Here is an 18,280-nt window from a genome sequence, read left to right on the forward strand (position 1 = left end):
CTAACCAACCTGCTGAAAATACAACGCTTTATGAGGTTGCATGGCCTTAAGGTTAACGCCATCCAGCAGCCAGTTCAGTTCCTGACCGGTCAGCGTCACCGTGTCGCCTTCCAGATGCGTTGGCCATTTAAATCGCTCGCGCTCCAGGCGCTTGTACCACACCACAAAGCCGTTACGTTCCCAGAATAGCAGCTTCACCTTATCGCGTTGGCGGTTGCCGAACACAAACAGCGCCTGATCGAACGGGTTCAAGTCCATGGCCTCCTGGACCAGCAAGGCCAACCCATCGATTTGCTTGCGCATATCCACGGGTTCGCGGCATAAATAAACCGTCAGGTCGGTACCAGGGCGGATCATGTCACCACCTCCACCGACAAAAACCGCGCGGGACGGCAGCGTGGTGGCACCGGCAAGCCTTGCACGCTTAACCGCTTCTCCCATGTCAGCAGGTCGGTGAGGGGTAACGCTTGTGAGTCGGCGTAATCACTTAACGGCATATTCAGCGCTGAGGCATGATAGAGATGGCCCAACCAAAAGGCCTGAGTGGGGTTGAGTTCACAGGTCATGACGATCTCCAAAACCAAAGAGATCACCAGTGTGATCAGCCCTCACGAGATTAGGTAGATGGGTTTATTGGATCGCTTACCTTGCATCTAAGGAGCATTCAAATGAAAAGCGACAACTTTAAACTTACTATCTCCCGCATTATTAAAGCACCGCCCTCCATTGTCTGGAAAGCTTGGACTGAAAAGGAGCATTTTGAGCAATGGTGGATTCCGGAGCCGATCAAATGCAAAGTCGTTCAGATGGATATGACGCCAGGCGGTGGTTTCGAGACTCTCATGAGCGAAAATGGTAAGGATTTTCAGCCGCATGTAGAAGGATGTTTTCTGCAAATAGTTCCTCGTGAGCGTATTGTTTTCACGACGGTTTTAACCGAGGGTTGGAAACCGCATGAACCTTGGTTGTCAATGACCGCTATTATCACTTTGGAAGATGTCGGGGGGAGCACCAAATATACCGCTCAGGCATTGCATAAGAATCCAGAGGATAACAATAAGCACCTAGAAATGGGATTTGAGGAAGGCTGGGGTGCTACCATAGATCAATTGGAAAAGCTGGCCATGAAGCTCGCTTAATTTGCGAAACGTTTGGCTTTACCAACACATAATAAACGCAGTCACTCGGACAGAGTTTTCGCTGGCGCTACAACTTTCCCGGTGCTGCGGGCGTTAAGAGTACACATCACATTGGAAGATCATCCTCGACTCGAATACCTCATGTCCTGCTACTACCATCAGGACTGGGTCCATGATGTGGGTAGTTCAGATGAAAAAATCTTGTGGGCATTCTACTTTGATGAAGAAGGCCTCGTCCGAGACAGCGAGCTGGAGCGTGATATTGAAAGCCTTTTGCTGGCAGATGAGAACACGATTCATCTAAAACTAATTGAGTATCAGAGTATGGGAAGGTTTTGGAAAAGCCCGCAAGAAGCACGAGAGTGGCTTAAGGACCTGTACCTCTATGTACGCTCCAAAAACTCTTAACCAATGCGTCAACGGGACCGATTTGTGCCCTATTAGTGGCCTGCTGCCGACCACTGGACTCGGAATGAGTAGAAGCATTAACCACATGAACTTGGGGAAATACTATCGTGAATAGTATGTCGCATAAAGTTAAGGGGCATTGTCGTTGCGGGCAGGTAGAAATTGAGGTTACTGCAACGCCAATGATCACAATGGCATGTCACTGCACAGGGTGTCAGAAAATGACATCCAGTGCATTTAGCCTAAGCTCGCTATTTCCCAGCACTGCATTCGCAATTATATCCGGGGATCCTGTGATCGGTGGACTTCATGGGAGCACACGCCACTATTTCTGCGGGCACTGTATGAGCTGGCTATTTACACGCCCTGAAGGTATGAATGATTTTGTAAATGTCCGCGCAACAATGCTTGAGGACTCTCGAGCTTACAAGCCATTCGTTGAAACCTACATAGATGAAAAGCTTGAATGGGCTTTTACCGGTGCAGTGCATAGTTTCAGCAAATTTCCACCGGCGGACAAGTTTCCGGAGCTTCTCCAAGAATATGCGCAGAAAATAGAACCTGAATTCATAGAATAACTGCAGCACTTTGGATCATACGGTAGAGGCAGGAGGGCCAGCAGCGGTACCCTCTCCGCCTTACCGACCAAAGTGAAGCAGAGTATGGGATACCGACAACTGACCCAGGCACAACGATATCAAATTTTTGCCCACAGGGATGTAGGGGTGAGCCAACGTCAGATTGCTCAACAGCTTGGCATTCACAGCAGTACCGTGAGCCGTGAGCTGAGACGTAATTCAGGTGCCAAGGGATATGAACCCGCAAAAGCGCAGCGTTACAGCGATCAGAGACGCCGCTCTGCTTGGAAGTGGACAAAGCGACTCCCTAGCCTGATCAATGCCGTAGCTGACAGGCTTAGGGAAGAATGGAGTCCAGAGCAGATTAGCGGTTTTATGGCGCCGTTGACGGGTATAGGGGTGAGTCATCAATGGGTCTATTCGTTGATCTGGGACGATAAGGCCAAGGGTGGCGATTTGTGGCGACACCTCCGCCAGCCCAAGCGTCGCAGTAAACATCGTGCCAATGCCAAAAGCGCAGGACTAGGCAAGATTCCTAAGCGTGTGGGGATAGAGCATCGGCCGCCTGCTATCGAAAGACGCCTCACCATCGGTCACTGGGAAGGCGACACGGTGCTTTATGGGCACAAGCAAGCGGGGATAGTGACGTTGGTAGAGCGACGAAGTGGCTACTTGTTGGCGGCACGTCTTCCAAAGGTAACGGCAGAACTAACGCAGAAAGCCATGGTTCGGTTACTTAAGCCTCGTCGGGGCGCGGTGAAGACGATCACGCTAGACAATGGCTCGGAGTTTGCAGACCACGAGACGGTCGCAAAAGCGGTTAGCGCCTCCGTGTATTTCTGTGATCCTTACTGCTCAGGCCAACGTGGGACAAACGAGAACACCAACGGCCTGATCAGGCAGTATTTTCCGAAAGGTACAGACTTCCGGAAGGTGACTAATGTAGAGCTGCGACGCGTTGTTCACAAGCTGAACGATAGACCCAGAAAGCGGCTGGGATACCGAACCCCAGCCCAGGTGTTCTTAGGAGAATATTCAGGAGCGCTAGAAACCGCGGGTGCTGCACTTATTAGTTGAATTCAGGAATAAAGGCAATATCGGAGAAAATGTAGTGACACATAACAATCAGCTGCAGTGGAGCAATTTACGCTGCGCTTCAATTGCCTGCTGAGCTGGGCGTTGGACCTAAAAAATCGTGAAAGACTTGCTCGGAGATGACGTTCAGCAGAACGACGAAGTCGAGGCGTACCTCGCGGAAATGGATGCAGATACTCTGTCGGCTCGTGCGCGCAATCTCTCGTACGTCATGAGTATTGCTCCTGATGCCGGGTTCGCGATGCCACATGAGTCGTTCCTGGTATTCACGGAAGCAAGAGACGCTTTCGTTAGCGGTCTGTACGTTGCCACCTTAATGCTTGCACAAGCATTCATAGAACATAGGTTGCAGATTCTCATGGACGAACTCGGCGAGCATTCCGTCGCAAAGAAGGGAATCAGCGCAATTCTTAAGCGACTGCTGGTTCTGCGCCCACAGCATGCGTTCATCTTGAACAGGGTTGATCAAATGCGCGCTTTCAGAAACCCGTTCACTCATCTAAAGCCATTTGATCATCCATACACCATAGGGCAGCTATCACTGGCAAAGCGGGTCGATCCACGCGAAATACTGTTCCGTAACGCGAGAGAGTCGCTATCAATCATGTACACAGTCGCGGTCATAGAGTGGCACCGCTAGTCATGCGCCGGTCCAACACAGGCGTTAAAGCGCTATATCAGTGACGCCTAAAAGACTGCTCAAGACCCATACCAGCCAAAAAAATGGCCCACGATTTCTCGCAGGCCATTTTAATGATTTTGGCGCGCCCGGCAGGATTTGAACCTGCGACCCTCGGCTTCGGAGGCCGATACTCTATCCAACTGAGCTACGGGCGCATTGGTGGCGTATCCTACCGGTGCGCAGGCGCTGTGTCTAGCCGCTCGGCGGTTTTACGGCGTGCTTCAATTGACCCTTTTCAACGCCTTGGTGCATGCTTGACAGGCATTTCTGAACCTTACGCATCGGGAACACAAAAAAATGAAAACATTTGCACGCAGCACGCTGGCACTGGGCATCTCACTGGCGCTGGTAAGTGGCGCTAACGCCTCCGTTGACGATATGGAACCCGTTACTCTGCGCCTGGCGCATGTGGTCAACGAACAGGACGGCTTCCATATTGCGGCCACCAAATTTGAAGAGCTTGTCGAAGAACGCACCGACGGCAAGGTGGATATTGAAATTCATCCCAACGCCTCGCTGGGTGACGAACGCACGCTGCTGGAAGGCATGCAGATCGGCACCGTCGATATGGGTGTGATCACTAACGGGCCGGTGGCCAACTTTGTCGAGGAAATGGCGGTGTTTGAGCTGCCGTTCCTGTTCCCCTCGCCCGAAGCCGCCTACGAGGTACTCGACGGCCCCATCGGCCAGGAACTGCTGGACAAACTCTCCGAGGTGAACCTGAAGGGTCTGGCCTACGCCGAGCGCGGTTTCCGCAACCTGACTAACAGCGAGCGCGCGGTTAACACGCCGGACGATTTGGACGGCCTGCGTATCCGCGTGATGGAAAATCCGGTGTATACCGACACCTTCCGCGAGCTGGGCGCGAACGCCATCCCCATGGCCTGGACCGAAGCGCTCACTGCCATGCAGCAGGGCACCATCGACGGCCAGGAAAACCCGGTCAACGTGATTCACTCGTTCAACCTGGACGAAACCCAGAATTACATGACGCTCTCGCGCCACACCTATGCGCCGGCAATTTTCGTCATGGGGGCTTCCGTGTGGAACCAACTCCCCGAAGACGCCCAAACGATTCTGGAAGAAGCCGCTCAAGAGGCTGCCGAGCATGAGCGCCAGGTGAACGCCGAAATGGAAGCAGAACAGCTCGCCGAGCTACGCGAGGCGGGCATGGAAATTAACGACTCGCCCGATATCGAAGCATTCCAGGACGCCGTGCAGCCGGTGTATGACGAATACGCCGAGCAGTTTGGTGATTACCTGCCGCGCATTCGGGAGGCATTGGAATAAGTGACCCAACGCGCCCACTCGCTGATCGTTGGGCTGCGCCGTGTTGAGCGCGGGCTGGATGGCGTCATCCAGCCCGTGGTGTTTGTGGGCATGGCGGCCCTGATTGGCGTTATCACGTTACAAATCCTTTCCCGCGTGCTGTTTAGCGCGGTGGAATGGACCGAAGAACTCGCACGCTTCTTGCTGGTGTGGCTGACGTTTCTTGCCGGGACGTCGGCCTTTCAGCGCGGCCGGCATATCGCGGTGACCTTTGCCGTTGATGCCCTGCCCGTTCGGCTGCGTCAGTTGGCGCGGTTGCTGGCTACGCTGGTGGTGGTGGCCTTCTTGATCGCCCTGGCGGTGATCAGCGTGGAATACATGCAGGTGCAGAGCTTCCAGAAGTCGGCGGCCATGCGCGTGCCGATGTCGTACGTCTACGCCGTGGTGCCCTTCTGCGCCGGCGTGATGGCCTGGTATGCGCTGGTCGATGCCGTAGAGCTGATACTCACCGGCGATACCCATGAGCCCAGGGAGACGCCGCTATGACGCTGCTCCTGTTTGGGCTGTTTTTTGGTCTGATGCTGCTCAGCGTGCCCATTGCTTTCGCGATTGGCGCCAGCACGCTGTTTGCGCTTTATCAGGCAGGGGTGCCATTGATGGTGGTGCCCCAGCAGATGTTTCAGGGCATCAACTCCTTCGCGCTGGTCGCCATTCCAATGTTTATTCTGGCCGGCGATTTAATGGCCCAGGGCAAGGTCAGCGAAAAGCTGGTCAGCTTTGCCGATTCATTGGTGGGCTTCATGCGCGGCGGGCTGTCGCTCGTCTCGATCATGGCGGGGATGTTCTTTGCCGCGATTTCCGGCTCGGGCGCCGCCACGACCGCCGCCGTGGGCTCAAGCCTGGTGCCCGAACTCAAGCGTAAGGGCTACGATCCGGCATCGGCGGCCGGCCTCATCGCCGCCAGCGGCACCATCGGGGTGGTGATTCCGCCCTCGGTGCCGATGATCATCTACGCGGTCATCGCCCAGCAGTCGGTATCCAAGCTGTTCTTGAACGGCTTTCTGCCGGGCCTGGCGATGGGCCTGGGGCTGATGGCGATTGCCATTATTCAGGCCTATCGGCGCCAATATCCCAAAGGCACGCCGCTGTCGTGGCCGGTGATTCTGCGCACCTTTAAAGACGCCAGCTGGGGGCTGATGACCCCGGTGATTATCCTGGGCGGCATCTTCTCGGGCATCTTTACGCCGTCTGAAGCCGCCGTGGTGGCGGTGAACTACGCCATCATGGTGTCGCTGTTTGTGTACCGTGACCTCACCTTCCCTGATGTGTATCGGCTGCTGATCCGCTCGGCGATGACCACCTCGGTGATCATGCTGGTGATTGCCATGTCGGCGGTGCTCAGTTGGACGCTCTCCAGTTGGCAGGTGCCGGGGGCAATTGCCCAATCGGTGCTGTCACTGTCCACCGACCCGTACGTGATCATGCTGCTGATCGTCGCGGTGATTCTGCTCACCGGGGTGTTTATCGAAACCGCCAGCGCCTTGATCATTCTGACGCCGGTGCTGCTGCCGCTTGCGCTGCAGTTGGGCATCGACCCGATCCACTTCGGCCTGATCATCGTGGTGGGGCTATCCATCGGCATGATCACCCCGCCGGTGGCCATCAACCTGTACGTGGCCTCTTCGGTGACGCAGTTGCCGCTGGAACGCATCACCCAGGCCATCGTGCCCTATTTGCTTGGGTTGATCGGCGTGCTGCTATTGGTCGTTTACGTACCGATGTGGCTTGGCTTGTCGGGCTGAGCTTATAAATGCAGGGGAATCGTTATTCCCCTGCGGCCAGGTTGCGCACCGGCTGACCGGCATCGAAGGCCAGGAGATTGTCGAAGGCATCACCGAAGTAGAGCTCGTAGCTGTCTTTTTCGACGTAGCCCAGGTGCGGGGTCGCCACGAAGTTAGCCAGTTCCAGCAGCGGGTGCGCCCGCACCGGCTCGTCATCGAACACATCTACGGCGGCCATACCGGGCCGCCCGGCGTTGAGCGCGGCTTCAAGCGCGCCGTCTGCCACCAGCGGGGCACGACTGGTATTCACCAGCAGCGCCGTGGGCTTCATGCTGGCGAGGTTTTCGGCGGTGACGATGCCGCGGGTTTGCGGGTTTAGCCGCAGGTGAAGGCTGAGCACATCGCTGCGCGCGAAGAAGTCCGCCTGGGAGCCTGCCACCGCAAGCCCAGCCGCCGCGGCTCGCTCGCGGGTCGTCTCTCGTCCCCACACCAGCACGTTCATTTCAAACGCCTGGCCGTAACGCGCCACCAGCTGGCCAATTTTGCCGTAGCCAAAAATACCCAGCGTGCGGCCTTTCAAGCCGGTACCCAGCGTGCGCTGCCAGCGCCCTGCCTTAAGGTTGTTCACTTCGTCGGGAATATGCCGCATGGCGGCCAGCACCAGCCCCCAGGTAAGCTCGGCGGCGGCATACGGCGAGCCGGTGCCCGCCAACACGGTCACGCCGTGCTGGCGGCAGGCGGCCATATCCACATGGGCCGCCCCGCCACCGGTCTGGCTGATCACCTTGAGCTTGGGCAGCCGTGCCAGCAACGACGCGGTTATCGGCGTGCGTTCACGAATCAGCACCAGGGCCTCGGCGTCTTGAAAGCGTGCCACCAACTGGTCTTCATCGGTCACCGTGTCGTTATAGACGGTGACCTGATGGCCTGCCAGCTTGGCAAAGGCATCCAGCGTGCGGACGCAATCCTGATAATCATCGGGGATGACAATATGCATCACAGCGGCTCCTGATTCTATGGAGATATTAAAAGGGGCTTGCCAACTGGCAAGCCCCTTTAACCTACATCAAAAGCGATAGCGGGTGCCTAAAACTCTTCCCAATCATCGCCGCCTGAGGTTGCCTTCGGCTTGGAGGATAGCGCGGGTCGCTTTAACTCCTTGTTAGCCGGCGCTGAGGCGCTAGGAGGCAGCGCTTGGCGCCGCTGTGCGGGCTCCCCGTCCCCTAACACAAAGGAGTTGATCAGCTCTCTCAGGTGCTCGGCATGACGACGCATATCGGCGGCGGCGGTGGTCGATTGCTGCACCATCGCCGCGTTTTGCTGGGTCATGGTGTCCATCTCGGCCACGGCGGTATTGATCTGGCCGATACCGCTGCTCTGCTCTTTTGCCCCGGCGCTGATCTCGCCGATGACGTCGGTCACCTTGGCCACGCTCTCGACGATTTCGCGCATGGTGGCACCGGCATTGCGCACCAACTCCGCACCGGAATGGGTGTGCTGCACCGAAGCGTCGATCAGCGCGCGGATTTCCTTGGAGGCATCGCTTGAGCGGCTCGCCAGGGTGCGAACTTCCTCTGCCACCACGGCAAAGCCACGGCCGTGCTCGCCCGCTCGGGCGGCTTCCACCGAGGCGTTGAGCGCCAGAATATTGGTCTGGAAGGCAATGGAGTCGATCATGGTGATGATATCGCTGATACGGCTAGCCGACTCATTGATATCCTGCATGGTGCGCTCGACCTGCGCCATGGACGCTTCGCCCTGATGGGCCACCTCGGCGGTCGACTGCACCAGCTTGTTGGCCTGCTGGGCATTATCGGCGCTATGGTTAACGGTTGAGGTGATCTCCTCCATGGAGGCGGAGGTTTCCTGAAGGTTGGCGGCGGCTTGCTCGGTTCGCGTGGACAGCTCTTCGCTGCTGCGGGAGATTTCGCCGGCGGAGTCGTAAACGCTGGTGGTGCTGTGGCGGACATCCCGCAGGGTATGCTGCATGCGTTCGACAAAGGCGTTGAACTGCACCGCCAGGTTGCCGATTTCGTCGTTGCTCTCCACCGAGAGACGCCGGGTCAAATCACCGCGGCCCTGGGCGATATCGTTCATGGCAGCGGCCGTACGCTTGATCGGCCCAACGGTACGACGCACGAAGACATAGGCCACTAAGGCGACCACGACAAACAACGCCAACCCAAGCAAGGCTGCGAAGATAATGCCCTGGCGCAAATCGGCAGCCGTGGCCGCCTCAATCTCGGCCATTGTGGGCTCGACATCGGTGACGTAAACGCCGGCACCGATTGCCCAGCCCCATTTATCAAGTTGATCAACAAAGGAGTGCTTCGGCTGCGGTTCATCGGTGCCCGGGTATTCCCAGACGTATTCGTAAAAACCGCCGCCCTCGCTGGCAAGCTCCACGATATCGCGGATGATATAGGTGCCATCCGGCCCCTTGGCGTCGATCATGTTGGTGCCTTCGCGATCCGGCGCAGGCGCCGTCACGATATTGTTACCCTCATAATCGTAGATAAAGATGTAGTTGTTATCCTCGAAGCGCATGGAGCGCACAATCTCGGCAGCCTGTTGTTTGGCTTCCTCATCGTTGGCACCGGCATCTTCGTAAATCGGCTCAATGGCCGTTTTCGCCATTTGCACCACGTCGCGCACCGCCCTGCGGCGTTCTTCAATTAACTGTTCGCGCTGTTCCGCCAGCACGTCGTGGGCGTCCTGGGTTGTGCTGTAGGCTTTAAACCCGACTAGCGCAACCGTGACCAGGAACAATGGGAGCAAGACAAGCATAAGGACTTTGGTTTGCAGGCCAAAGCCTCCACGACGGGACGGTTCAGAGGTAGTCATTGTGAGCAAGTTCCAGCATTTGTGAGTTAAAGGTTATTAGAATTATTATTAATCCTTTATCGACAAACGTTAGTTAAACTTTAATTATTTAGTACTATTTTTCTGCTTTTAAAGATTATTTGGAGCAATATCAGGGAGTTCATAACATAAGTTAAGGAGATACAAAGCATGGAGGTTCACTGTAGGGATGTGGTGGCCAGGGACGGCCCGTTTTAAGGCTAGATGCCACCCGCTTTGTTCAGTCGCCTCGACCCTTCAACCGCCTGGTCGGGGCGACTTTTTTATTGGTCTTCCTATGCTAGCCCGCAATCGCCGTGCGGCGCTCATCCAGCATCCCTTTATCGAGGATAAAGCGGATGATTTCCTCAAGCCCAACGCCATCATACAGATTGGTGAATACAAAGGGCCGCTCCCCACGCATCTTCTTCGAATCGCGCTCCATCACGTCCAGCGATGCGTGCACCTGCTCGGCGATATCAATCTTGTTGATAATCAGCAGGTCGGATTTGGTAATCCCCGGCCCACCCTTGCGCGGAATTTTATCGCCTGCGGACACATCGATCACGTAGAGCGTTAAATCCGAAAGCTCGGGGCTGAAGGTCGCCGATAAGTTATCCCCGCCGGACTCTACCAGCACCAGTTCCAGCTTGGGGTGACGCTCCTGCAGCTCGTCAATCGCGGCCAGATTCATGGAAGCATCTTCGCGAATCGCCGTGTGCGGGCAGCCGCCAGTTTCCACGCCCAAAATGCGGTCGGCCGGCAGCGCATCGTGCTTAAGCAAAAAGTCGGCGTCTTCGCGGGTGTAGATATCGTTGGTCACCACGGCGATATCGTAGTGGTCACGCAGCGCCAGGCAGAGTTGCTTTAACAGTGCGGTTTTGCCCGACCCCACCGGGCCACCCACGCCAATGCGTAAACAGTGTGTCATATTAAAATCCTCCATCAATGATTATCCCGAGGTAAGAGGTAAGAGGTAAGAGGTAAGGAAGTGTGCCCACTGGCTTGCCGCCCTTTGTGTTTACCTTTTCTCTTGCATCTTCAGGCGCGTAGCGCCGTTCTTCCTTCTTCCTTCTTCCTTCTAGCTTCTGAAGAGTCGCGAATATTGGGTCTCGTGCAAGGCGCTGGCCAACGCCAGGCCGGGCAGTATCGGGCCGAGTTCTTCGTCGTCAAGCGAAAGCGCCTGGTCTACAGCGGTAACAAGCGCCGGACGTAGCTTTTCAATCACCCGCTGGGCCGCTGTGTGGCCGAGCGGCAGCGCCTTGCAGGCGACGGCTAGCTGGTTTTCCAGCCACGCCCAGGCAAAGCCCAGTAACGTTTGCCGTTCAGACACGCCACGAACGTGGGCGGTGTAGGCAAACAGCGTGACATAGCCGGGCTGCGTCGGTAGCAAGGGCGTTAGTAAGTCTTCACTTGGCAACAGATCAAGACTACCCAGCAGGCGCTTGAGCGATGCCCCCAAGCGGCTATCTTCGGCGGCCAGTTCGGCGGTTTCCCGGGTGGCGGCCAGCCATTGGTCCCACTCGGCGACCGTTGCTGCATCGCCCTGGGCCAGCGCCGTTTGAAGCCGCGCCAATACCGGCAGCTCGCAGCGCGTCAGGCCGTCTTCCAGCACCCCGGAGAGCCATTCGGTGAGGCTTGCTTCGTCTTCCACCCAACCAAGTTCAAAGGCGCTCTCCAGCCCCTGCGAGAACGCAAAGGCACCGATCGGCAGCGCCGGGCTGACCAGTTGCATCAGGCCCAGCAGCGCCAGCTCATCGCCCTGGTTTTGCGAGGCGGCGGAATCAATGGGCATGGTGGTGCTCATGGTCGTGTGAATGGTCATGCGCGTGGTCGTGAGAATGGCCATGTCCGTGGGAATGGTCATGCGCGTGGTCGTGAGAATGGCCATGTCCGTGGGAATGACCATGCGAGTGACCACCGCCGCCTATCTGGTTATAGGCGCCCGGTTCCGGGTCGAAGGTATCCTCATGGTGTTCCAGTTCAGCGCCCAGTAGCACGGCGAGTTCTTCCAGCACGTGATCCGGAGGGAAGCGCACCCAAGCGCCTTTTTCGTCTTCACCCAGCGCCAGTTGAACGTGGCGATTGCCCAGATGGTAAGCCAGCCGCGCCAGCGGTAAGCCAGTACTCACTCTCGCGGTCACCACCGGTTCTACAGCGGCACACACACGAACCACTTCGCCACTTGCGGCTTTCAGGCCTTCGCCGCTACGCAGCACCGGGCCGCGATCAAGAAACAGCCCCAGCTCTTGCCCGCTATCGCTTTGCGCTTTTAAGCGCCCACGAATGCGTAGCTCAAAGGGCAGCGTGAGGGTGTCGCTGGCGGCGCTCGCCTCCACTGGCCCTAAACGTTCTATCAGTTTCAGCATTGCTATCGTCCTTTCGCTAACTCTGCGCCTGTGCCGGGGGTAGGCCTACGAGAGGGCGCTGTGAATACCTCCCTGTACGCTACTTTTGCCATCCATGGCAAAAGACCCTCTCTACGGCCTACCCCCGTCACCTCTACCTAAATGGAATAGCTCAATCAAAACAAATGATAACGCTGAGCCAGCGGCAATTCGGTAGCAGGCTCGCAGGTTAAAATTTCGCCATCGCAGCGCACTTCGTAGGTTTGCGGGTCGACGGTCAAATCGGGGCAGGCATCGTTGAGCTTCATATCCTGCTTGCGTACCTGGCGCACGTTTTTGCACGCGGCCAGTTCGCTATTCAGCCCTAAAGTCTCTTTAATACCCGCATCCAGCGCTGCCTGGCTGACAAAGCTGAGCCGGGTTTGGCTAGCCGCCCGGCCCAAGGCGCCGAACATATAGCGATAATGCACCGGCTGCGGGGTGGGAATAGAGGCGTTTGGGTCGCCCATGGGGGCCGCTGCAATCATGCCGCCTTTAATCATCATCGCCGGTTTAACGCCGAAAAAGGCCGGTTTCCACAGCACCAGATCCGCCAGCTTACCGACTTCGATGGAACCTACTTCGTGAGCGATCCCGTGGGTAATCGCCGGATTAATGGTGTACTTGGCGATATAGCGCTTGGCGCGGACGTTATCGGCGCCCAAGGCTTCATCTTCCGGCAGCAGGCCGCGCTGCACCTTCATCTTGTGGGCCGTTTGCCAGGTACGGCAGACCACTTCACCGACCCGCCCCATGGCTTGGGAATCCGAAGCGATCATCGAGATCACGCCCAGGTCGTGCAGAATATCCTCGGCGGCGATGGTCTCGCGGCGAATGCGTGAGTCGGCGAAGGCCACGTCTTCGGGGATATTGGGGTCGAGGTGGTGGCACACCATCAGCATATCGAGGTGTTCGTCGATGGTGTTGACCGTGTAGGGCCGCGTCGGGTTGGTGGAGGACGGCAGCACATAGGCTTTCGAGCAGGCGGTGAGAATGTCCGGCGCGTGGCCGCCGCCCGCGCCTTCGGTGTGGTAGGTGTGAATGCAGCGCTCGTTGAACGCCGCCAGGGTGTCTTCTACAAAGCCCGATTCGTTCAGCGTGTCGGTGTGGATCGCCACCTGGACATCGTAGGCATCCGCCACGTTGAGGCAGTTATTGATCGACGCCGGTGTGGTGCCCCAATCTTCGTGCAGTTTAAGCCCCATGGCGCCCGCTTGAAGCTGGAGCTCCAGAGACTCGGGCAGGCTGGCGTTCCCTTTGCCCAGAAAGCCGATGTTCATGGGCATATCGTCCACGGCTTGCAGCATCTTGCCAATGTGCCAGGGGCCGGGCGTGCAGGTGGTGGCGTTGGTCCCGGTCGCCGGGCCGGTGCCACCGCCGAGCATGGTGGTGACGCCGCTCATCAGCGCCTCTTCCACCTGCTGGGGACAGATAAAGTGGATGTGGGAGTCGATGCCGCCCGCGGTCAGAATCTTGCCTTCGCCGGAGATGATTTCAGTGCCGGGGCCAATCACGATCTCAACGTCAGGTTGGGTATCCGGGTTGCCTGCCTTGCCAATCGCGGCGATGCGGCCGTTTTGAATACCTACATCGGCTTTAACGATACCCCACCAGTCTAAAATCAGCGCGTTGGTGATGACGGTGTCCATGACCGTGTCATCGGCGCGCTGGCTCTGGCCCATGCCGTCGCGGATGACTTTGCCGCCGCCGAATTTCACTTCATCGCCGTAGTGGGTGGCGTCTTTTTCGACTTCGATCCACAGCTCGGTATCGCCCAGGCGCACGCGGTCGCCCACTGTCGGGCCGTACATATCGGCGTAGGCTTGCCGACTGATCTTGTTATCCGGTTTCATTGTTTACCTCCCTCCAGCGCGCCCATCACATCGCCGCGGAAACCGTAAATTTCCCGCTTGCCGACATAGGGAATCAAGGTGACTTCGCGGGTCTGGCCGGGCTCGAAGCGAATCGCCGTGCCCGCCGCCACGTCCAGCCGGTAGCCACGGGCTTTATCGCGGTCAAACACCAGCGCGGGGTTGGCTTCGGCAAAGTGGTAGTGGGAACCAATCTGAATGGGTCGGTCGCCGGTATTGGCCACCTCGACGCTGATACGCTCACGCCCTGCGCACAGCTCGATATCGCCGTCTTTTAACTGATACTCGCCGGGAATCATGGCGACCTCCTAATTAATGGGGGTGTGAACAGTGACCAGCTTGGTGCCGTCGGGGAAGGTGGCCTCCACCTGCACCTCGTCGACCATCTCGGCCACACCCTCCATCACGTCGTCGCGGCTAAGGATCTCGCGGCCGTAGCTCATTAAATCGGCAACGCTTCTGCCATCGCGGGCGCCTTCCATAATTTCAAAGCTGATCAGCGCCACGGCTTCCGGGTAATTGAGCTTCAGGCCGCGTGCTTTACGGCGCTCGGCCAACTGTGCCGCGGAAAACAGCAGCAGCTTGTCTTTGTCTCTTGGGGTTAATTCCATGGGGCATGTCTCCAGCAGTACATTCCAGTGATGCCAATTAAGTTAACCAAATACGCGGTGTATGCGACTCACGTTCTATCCAACGGGGGCGCAAAATTTGCCAGGCCTGCTCGCACAGCGCCCAGGCTTCATTGCGCGATTGGCCCAGGTAGCGCAGCAGCAGAACACCTTGGCGCACGGTCACCGCCCAGCGCGGGTTGTCGGGCAGCGTTTCACGCAGCGCCTCTATCGCCTCGGCGGGGTCGTCAATACCCACCGCCCAGAGTGTGGCCTGAACGGTGGCGCCGCCTTGACCCCAGCGCCCGGCAAACCGCGGGTGCAATGGGTCCAACGGCTGGCGCTCCAGCCATAGCGGCTTGCCATCCAGGGTCAAACGAAAGTGCTGCTCGATGCGCCCGCTAAGATACGGCAAGTCACTCGCCGGACGGCCCAGCGCCATCACCTCCCAGCCTAAGCAGCGGGCGTTTCCCTGAAGCTCGATCTGGGTGCGCTGCTCGCCCCGGGAGCCATCAAAGGCAATGGTTTCCTGGGGTAGCCACTCAAGGACGGCGCCATCCTCAACGCTTAGCCGCGTGTGCTGTGTCCAGGCCACGCCTTGGCTGTCGGCTTTATAAAGCTTATTAGCCGCGGGCGTCGTGAGTAACGCGTGAGCGCCGTTTTCCACATGGGCGTTAATAGTCAGCGCATCGCCACTCACCAGCCCGCCAGGCGGGTGCAACAGGTAAACGTGACAGGCACCATCACTGCCCTCTGGGTAAAACGGACGCTGAACCCGAAGCGGCCCCTGGTGGCGGGCGTGGAGCAGGCGCGTCGCGCCGCTGCGGGGCGCAAAGCGTAACGCCAGCGAGGCCGCCCAGTGGCGGCCTTGATCGAAGCGGTGGCCCGATGCCGTGGCGTCAGGCGATGAGGTCGAGGTGGATAACGGGGTCAGTGCGGTCATACCGTCAAATGTTGTTGGATCAGTTCATCGGAAAGCTCGCTGATGTCGCCTTTCGCCACCGGCCGCCCGCGATCCATAATCACGAAACGGTCAGCGTACTTGCGCGCAAAGGGCAGCTTCTGCTCAACCAATAATACCGTCAACCCGTCTTCGTTGATCAGCTGGCGGATCACCTGGCCGATTTGGGCGACGATATTGGGCTGGATGCCCTCGCCAGGCTCATCCAGAATCAGCAACTTGGGCTCAATCACCAGCGCCCTTCCAATCGCTAGCTGCTGCTGTTGCCCCCCGGAAAGATCGCCACCGCGGCGGTTTTTCATCTCTTTAAGCACCGGGAACAGCTCATAGACGCGCTCAGGGATTTTTTTCAGCCCGTCACTGCGGGCCGCCAAGCCCGTGCGCAGGTTGTCTTCCACCGTTAGCAGCGGAAATATCTGACGCCCTTGGGGCACATAGCCAATACCCAGCCGTGAGCGTTCTTCAACGGCTTTTTGAGTCAGTTCGATCTCGTCCTTGTCGACGCGGGTAAAGCGCAACGCACCGCTTTTCACCGCGACCTCGCCCATAACGGCTTTGAGCAGCGTCGTTTTACCCACGCCATTGCGACCCATCACGCAAGTGCACTGCCCGGCAGGCACGTCAATATCCAAATCCCACAGGGTGTGGCTTTCACCGTAAAACTGATTGAGCTTTTCGATTGCCAGCATCAGGCGGCCTCCTCGTCATCGGCACCCAGATAAACCTCGACGACGCTTGGGTCACTCGAGACCTCATCCATGGTGCCTTCCGCCAGCACGCTGCCCTGGTGCAGCACGGTCACCTGGCGGGCAATCGAGCGCACAAAGCCCATGTCATGCTCGACCACCACCACCGACTGCTGGCCTGCCAAACCGGTGAGCAGCTCAGCGGTGCGCTCCATCTCCTGCTCGGTCATCCCGGCGACGGGTTCGTCCACCAGCAAGAGGCGCGGGCGCTGCATCAGCAGCATGCCAATTTCCAGCCACTGTTTCTGCCCGTGGGAAAGAATGCCCGCCGGGCGATGGCGCAGCGCGGTGAGCCCGATGGTACCAAGGACTTCTTCGATGCGGTCTTTAATGTCGCCGGTCATGCGCGCGGTCAGCGTGGGGAGAATACGCTTGTCGGCGGCCATGGCCAGTTCCAGGTTTTCAAATACCGTCAGCGCCTCGAATACCGTGGGCTTCTGAAACTTACGCCCAATGCCCAGGCTGGCAATCTCGGGTTCATTCATATGCAGCAGGTTATGGCGACTACCAAACCACACGCTGCCTTCATTGGGCCGGGTTTTGCCGGTGATGATGTCCATCATGGTGGTTTTACCGGCGCCGTTGGGGCCGATGATGCAGCGCAGTTCGCCGTCGTCGATGGTCAGGTTCAGGTTGTTGATCGCTTTAAAGCCATCAAAGCTGACGGTGACATCCTCCATGTAGAGAATCGGCCCGTGGCGCACGTCGACCGTTGAGGCCTGGGGCGTCATGAAATCGAACACCCGATCGCGTTCGGTGAGCGCTTGGAAAAAACTCATGCCGTTGCCTCCTTATCCGGAGTCGATGTGTCGGTTGGCTCATCGTTTTGCCGGCGCTTGGCATTGCCCAGCACCCCCGCGACGCCTTTGGGCAAGAACACCGTGACGAACACGAATAGCCCACCCAGCGCAAATAACCAGGCATCGGGCATCACGCCAGTAAATACGGTTTTGGCATAGTTCACCAGCACCGCACCGATCACCGCGCCGTAAAGCGATGCGCGACCGCCCAGTGCGACCCACAGCACAATTTCGATGGAAAATAGCGGATCAAACTCGCTGGGGTTGATGATCCCCACTTGCGGCACGTAGAGCGCACCCGCCACACCAGCCAGCATGGCGGAAACGACAAACACAAATAGCTGAAAACGCTCAACGCGGTAGCCAAGAAACCGCGTGCGTGCCTCGGCATCTCGGGTGGCCACGCACACACGGCCGAGCTTGCTGCTTACAATCGACCGGCATATCAAATAGCCCAGCGCCAGCGCCACCCCAGAGGCAATAAACAAACCTAACCTGGTGGCCCCGCTGCGCAGGTCAAAGCCCAGCAATTCACGGAAATCGGTCAGACCGTTATTACCGCCAAAGCCCATTTCGTTACGGAAAAACGCCAACATCAGTGCAAAGGTCATGGCCTGGGTAATGATCGACAGATACACCCCGGTCACCCGCGAGCGAAAGGCCAGCCAGCCGAACACCAGCGCCAGCGCGCCGGGCGCCAGCAGCACCATGGCAAAGGCAAACCAGGCCATATCGAACCCGAGCCAGTACCAGGGCAGGCTGTCCCAGTTCAGGAACACCATAAAGTCGGGCAGAACAGGGTCGCCGTAGGTACCACGATCACCAATCTGGCGCATCAGGTACATGCCCATGGCATAGCCACCGATGGCAAAAAAGGCGCCGTGGCCGAGGCTCAAAATCCCCAGATAGCCCCATACCAGATCCACCGCGACGGCCAGCAGGGCGTAGGTTAAATACTTGCCCAGTAGCCCTACGGTATAGCCTGACACATACAGCGGATGCCCTGCAGGTACTGCCAGGTGCAGCACCGTCACGGCGATGACCGCCACTGTGAGAATCAGCAAGAATATTTGCGTCGAGCGTTCGTTGAAGGGTCGTGTTAGCCACATGGTCG

The 18,280-nt window shown here is 57.8% G+C and carries 22 protein-coding genes and 1 tRNA gene; 8 read left to right on the forward strand and 15 right to left on the reverse strand.

Annotated elements, in window-relative coordinates:
• Positions 1–357: an IS66 family insertion sequence element accessory protein TnpB gene (gene tnpB / locus CPH17_RS10880; RefSeq protein ID WP_074394776.1), complete on the reverse strand. Its 357-nt coding sequence runs from the start codon at positions 355–357 to the stop codon at positions 1–3.
• Entirely contained in the window at positions 354–566 is a 213-nt protein-coding gene (locus tag CPH17_RS10885) for a hypothetical protein (protein WP_074394775.1), read from the reverse strand. Before CPH17_RS10885 ends, tnpB begins: the two co-directional genes overlap by 4 nt.
• 102 nt (positions 567–668) lie before the next feature.
• Between CPH17_RS10885 and CPH17_RS10890 the strand changes: the two genes are divergently transcribed.
• From CPH17_RS10890 to CPH17_RS10910, 5 genes are all read left to right on the forward strand, one after another.
• Positions 669–1,139 (forward strand): SRPBCC family protein, encoded by a 471-nt coding sequence (locus CPH17_RS10890; protein ID WP_096299474.1) that lies wholly within the window; start codon positions 669–671, stop codon positions 1,137–1,139.
• Positions 1,140–1,280: 141 nt separating this feature from the next.
• Complete coding sequence (locus CPH17_RS10895; RefSeq protein WP_096299476.1) at positions 1,281–1,547, forward strand: hypothetical protein; 267 nt, start codon at positions 1,281–1,283, stop codon at positions 1,545–1,547.
• Positions 1,548–1,663: 116 nt separating this feature from the next.
• Positions 1,664–2,125: a GFA family protein gene (locus tag CPH17_RS10900; RefSeq protein WP_441316772.1), complete on the forward strand. Its 462-nt coding sequence runs from the start codon at positions 1,664–1,666 to the stop codon at positions 2,123–2,125.
• 84 nt (positions 2,126–2,209) lie between these two features.
• Positions 2,210–3,202 carry an IS30 family transposase gene (locus CPH17_RS10905; protein ID WP_074394883.1) on the forward strand — a complete coding sequence of 331 codons (993 nt, stop codon included), beginning with the start codon at positions 2,210–2,212 and terminating at the stop codon, positions 3,200–3,202.
• A 118-nt stretch (positions 3,203–3,320) separates the two neighbouring features.
• A complete protein-coding gene (locus CPH17_RS10910; protein ID WP_096299480.1) occupies positions 3,321–3,860 on the forward strand; it encodes a hypothetical protein in 540 nt (179 codons plus the stop codon).
• Positions 3,861–3,980: 120 nt separating this feature from the next.
• On the opposite strand, the gene CPH17_RS10915 is transcribed toward CPH17_RS10910, so the two are convergent.
• Positions 3,981–4,057, reverse strand: a tRNA-Arg gene (locus CPH17_RS10915).
• Between the two features lie 142 nt (positions 4,058–4,199).
• Here CPH17_RS10915 and CPH17_RS10920 point away from each other — a divergent pair.
• Genes CPH17_RS10920 through CPH17_RS10930 form a run of 3 tightly spaced genes read left to right on the forward strand, consistent with a single transcriptional unit; the run spans position 4,200 to position 6,973 of the window.
• Positions 4,200–5,192: a TRAP transporter substrate-binding protein gene (locus tag CPH17_RS10920; protein ID WP_074394874.1), complete on the forward strand. Its 993-nt coding sequence runs from the start codon at positions 4,200–4,202 to the stop codon at positions 5,190–5,192.
• A complete protein-coding gene (locus tag CPH17_RS10925; protein WP_074394873.1) occupies positions 5,193–5,717 on the forward strand; it encodes a TRAP transporter small permease in 525 nt (174 codons plus the stop codon).
• Entirely contained in the window at positions 5,714–6,973 is a 1,260-nt protein-coding gene (locus CPH17_RS10930; protein WP_074394872.1) for a TRAP transporter large permease, read from the forward strand. The genes CPH17_RS10925 and CPH17_RS10930 overlap by 4 nt, the downstream gene beginning before the upstream one ends.
• Before the next feature lie 22 nt (positions 6,974–6,995).
• Here the strand turns inward: CPH17_RS10930 and CPH17_RS10935 are convergent, their stop codons facing one another.
• The 12 genes from CPH17_RS10935 to urtC form a co-directional block, all read right to left on the reverse strand.
• On the reverse strand, positions 6,996–7,949 hold the full coding sequence (locus tag CPH17_RS10935; RefSeq protein WP_074394871.1) for a D-2-hydroxyacid dehydrogenase family protein: 954 nt from the start codon (positions 7,947–7,949) through the stop codon (positions 6,996–6,998).
• Between the two features lie 89 nt (positions 7,950–8,038).
• A complete protein-coding gene (locus CPH17_RS10940) occupies positions 8,039–9,796 on the reverse strand; it encodes a methyl-accepting chemotaxis protein (RefSeq protein ID WP_074394870.1) in 1,758 nt (585 codons plus the stop codon).
• Positions 9,797–10,094: 298 nt separating this feature from the next.
• A complete protein-coding gene (gene ureG / locus CPH17_RS10945; protein ID WP_027337126.1) occupies positions 10,095–10,724 on the reverse strand; it encodes an urease accessory protein UreG in 630 nt (209 codons plus the stop codon).
• 150 nt (positions 10,725–10,874) lie between these two features.
• Entirely contained in the window at positions 10,875–11,600 is a 726-nt protein-coding gene (locus CPH17_RS10950; RefSeq protein WP_441316773.1) for an urease accessory protein UreF, read from the reverse strand.
• The gene (locus CPH17_RS10955; protein ID WP_096299484.1) at positions 11,578–12,162 is read right to left on the reverse strand and encodes an urease accessory protein UreE; all 585 of its coding nucleotides are present in this window, start codon (positions 12,160–12,162) and stop codon (positions 11,578–11,580) included. The genes CPH17_RS10950 and CPH17_RS10955 overlap by 23 nt, the downstream gene beginning before the upstream one ends.
• 155 nt (positions 12,163–12,317) lie before the next feature.
• Positions 12,318–14,033 (reverse strand): urease subunit alpha, encoded by a 1,716-nt coding sequence (gene ureC, locus CPH17_RS10960; RefSeq protein WP_096299486.1) that lies wholly within the window; start codon positions 14,031–14,033, stop codon positions 12,318–12,320.
• Complete coding sequence (locus CPH17_RS10965) at positions 14,030–14,350, reverse strand: urease subunit beta (protein ID WP_096299488.1); 321 nt, start codon at positions 14,348–14,350, stop codon at positions 14,030–14,032. The genes ureC and CPH17_RS10965 overlap by 4 nt, the downstream gene beginning before the upstream one ends.
• A 9-nt stretch (positions 14,351–14,359) precedes the next feature.
• A complete protein-coding gene (gene ureA / locus CPH17_RS10970) occupies positions 14,360–14,662 on the reverse strand; it encodes an urease subunit gamma (protein WP_066320888.1) in 303 nt (100 codons plus the stop codon).
• Positions 14,663–14,699: 37 nt separating this feature from the next.
• Complete coding sequence (locus CPH17_RS10975) at positions 14,700–15,602, reverse strand: urease accessory protein UreD (protein ID WP_074394865.1); 903 nt, start codon at positions 15,600–15,602, stop codon at positions 14,700–14,702.
• Positions 15,599–16,309 (reverse strand): urea ABC transporter ATP-binding subunit UrtE, encoded by a 711-nt coding sequence (gene urtE / locus CPH17_RS10980; protein WP_074394864.1) that lies wholly within the window; start codon positions 16,307–16,309, stop codon positions 15,599–15,601. The genes CPH17_RS10975 and urtE overlap by 4 nt, the downstream gene beginning before the upstream one ends.
• Positions 16,309–17,145 carry an urea ABC transporter ATP-binding protein UrtD gene (gene urtD, locus CPH17_RS10985; RefSeq protein WP_074394863.1) on the reverse strand — a complete coding sequence of 279 codons (837 nt, stop codon included), beginning with the start codon at positions 17,143–17,145 and terminating at the stop codon, positions 16,309–16,311. Before urtD ends, urtE begins: the two co-directional genes overlap by 1 nt.
• A complete protein-coding gene (gene urtC, locus CPH17_RS10990) occupies positions 17,142–18,275 on the reverse strand; it encodes an urea ABC transporter permease subunit UrtC (RefSeq protein WP_074394862.1) in 1,134 nt (377 codons plus the stop codon). Before urtC ends, urtD begins: the two co-directional genes overlap by 4 nt.
• Positions 18,276–18,280 lie beyond the last annotated feature (5 nt).

Origin of the sequence: Halomonas sp. hl-4 (genome assembly GCF_900215475.1) — a bacterium.
In the GTDB taxonomy this organism is placed as follows: domain Bacteria; phylum Pseudomonadota; class Gammaproteobacteria; order Pseudomonadales; family Halomonadaceae; genus Vreelandella.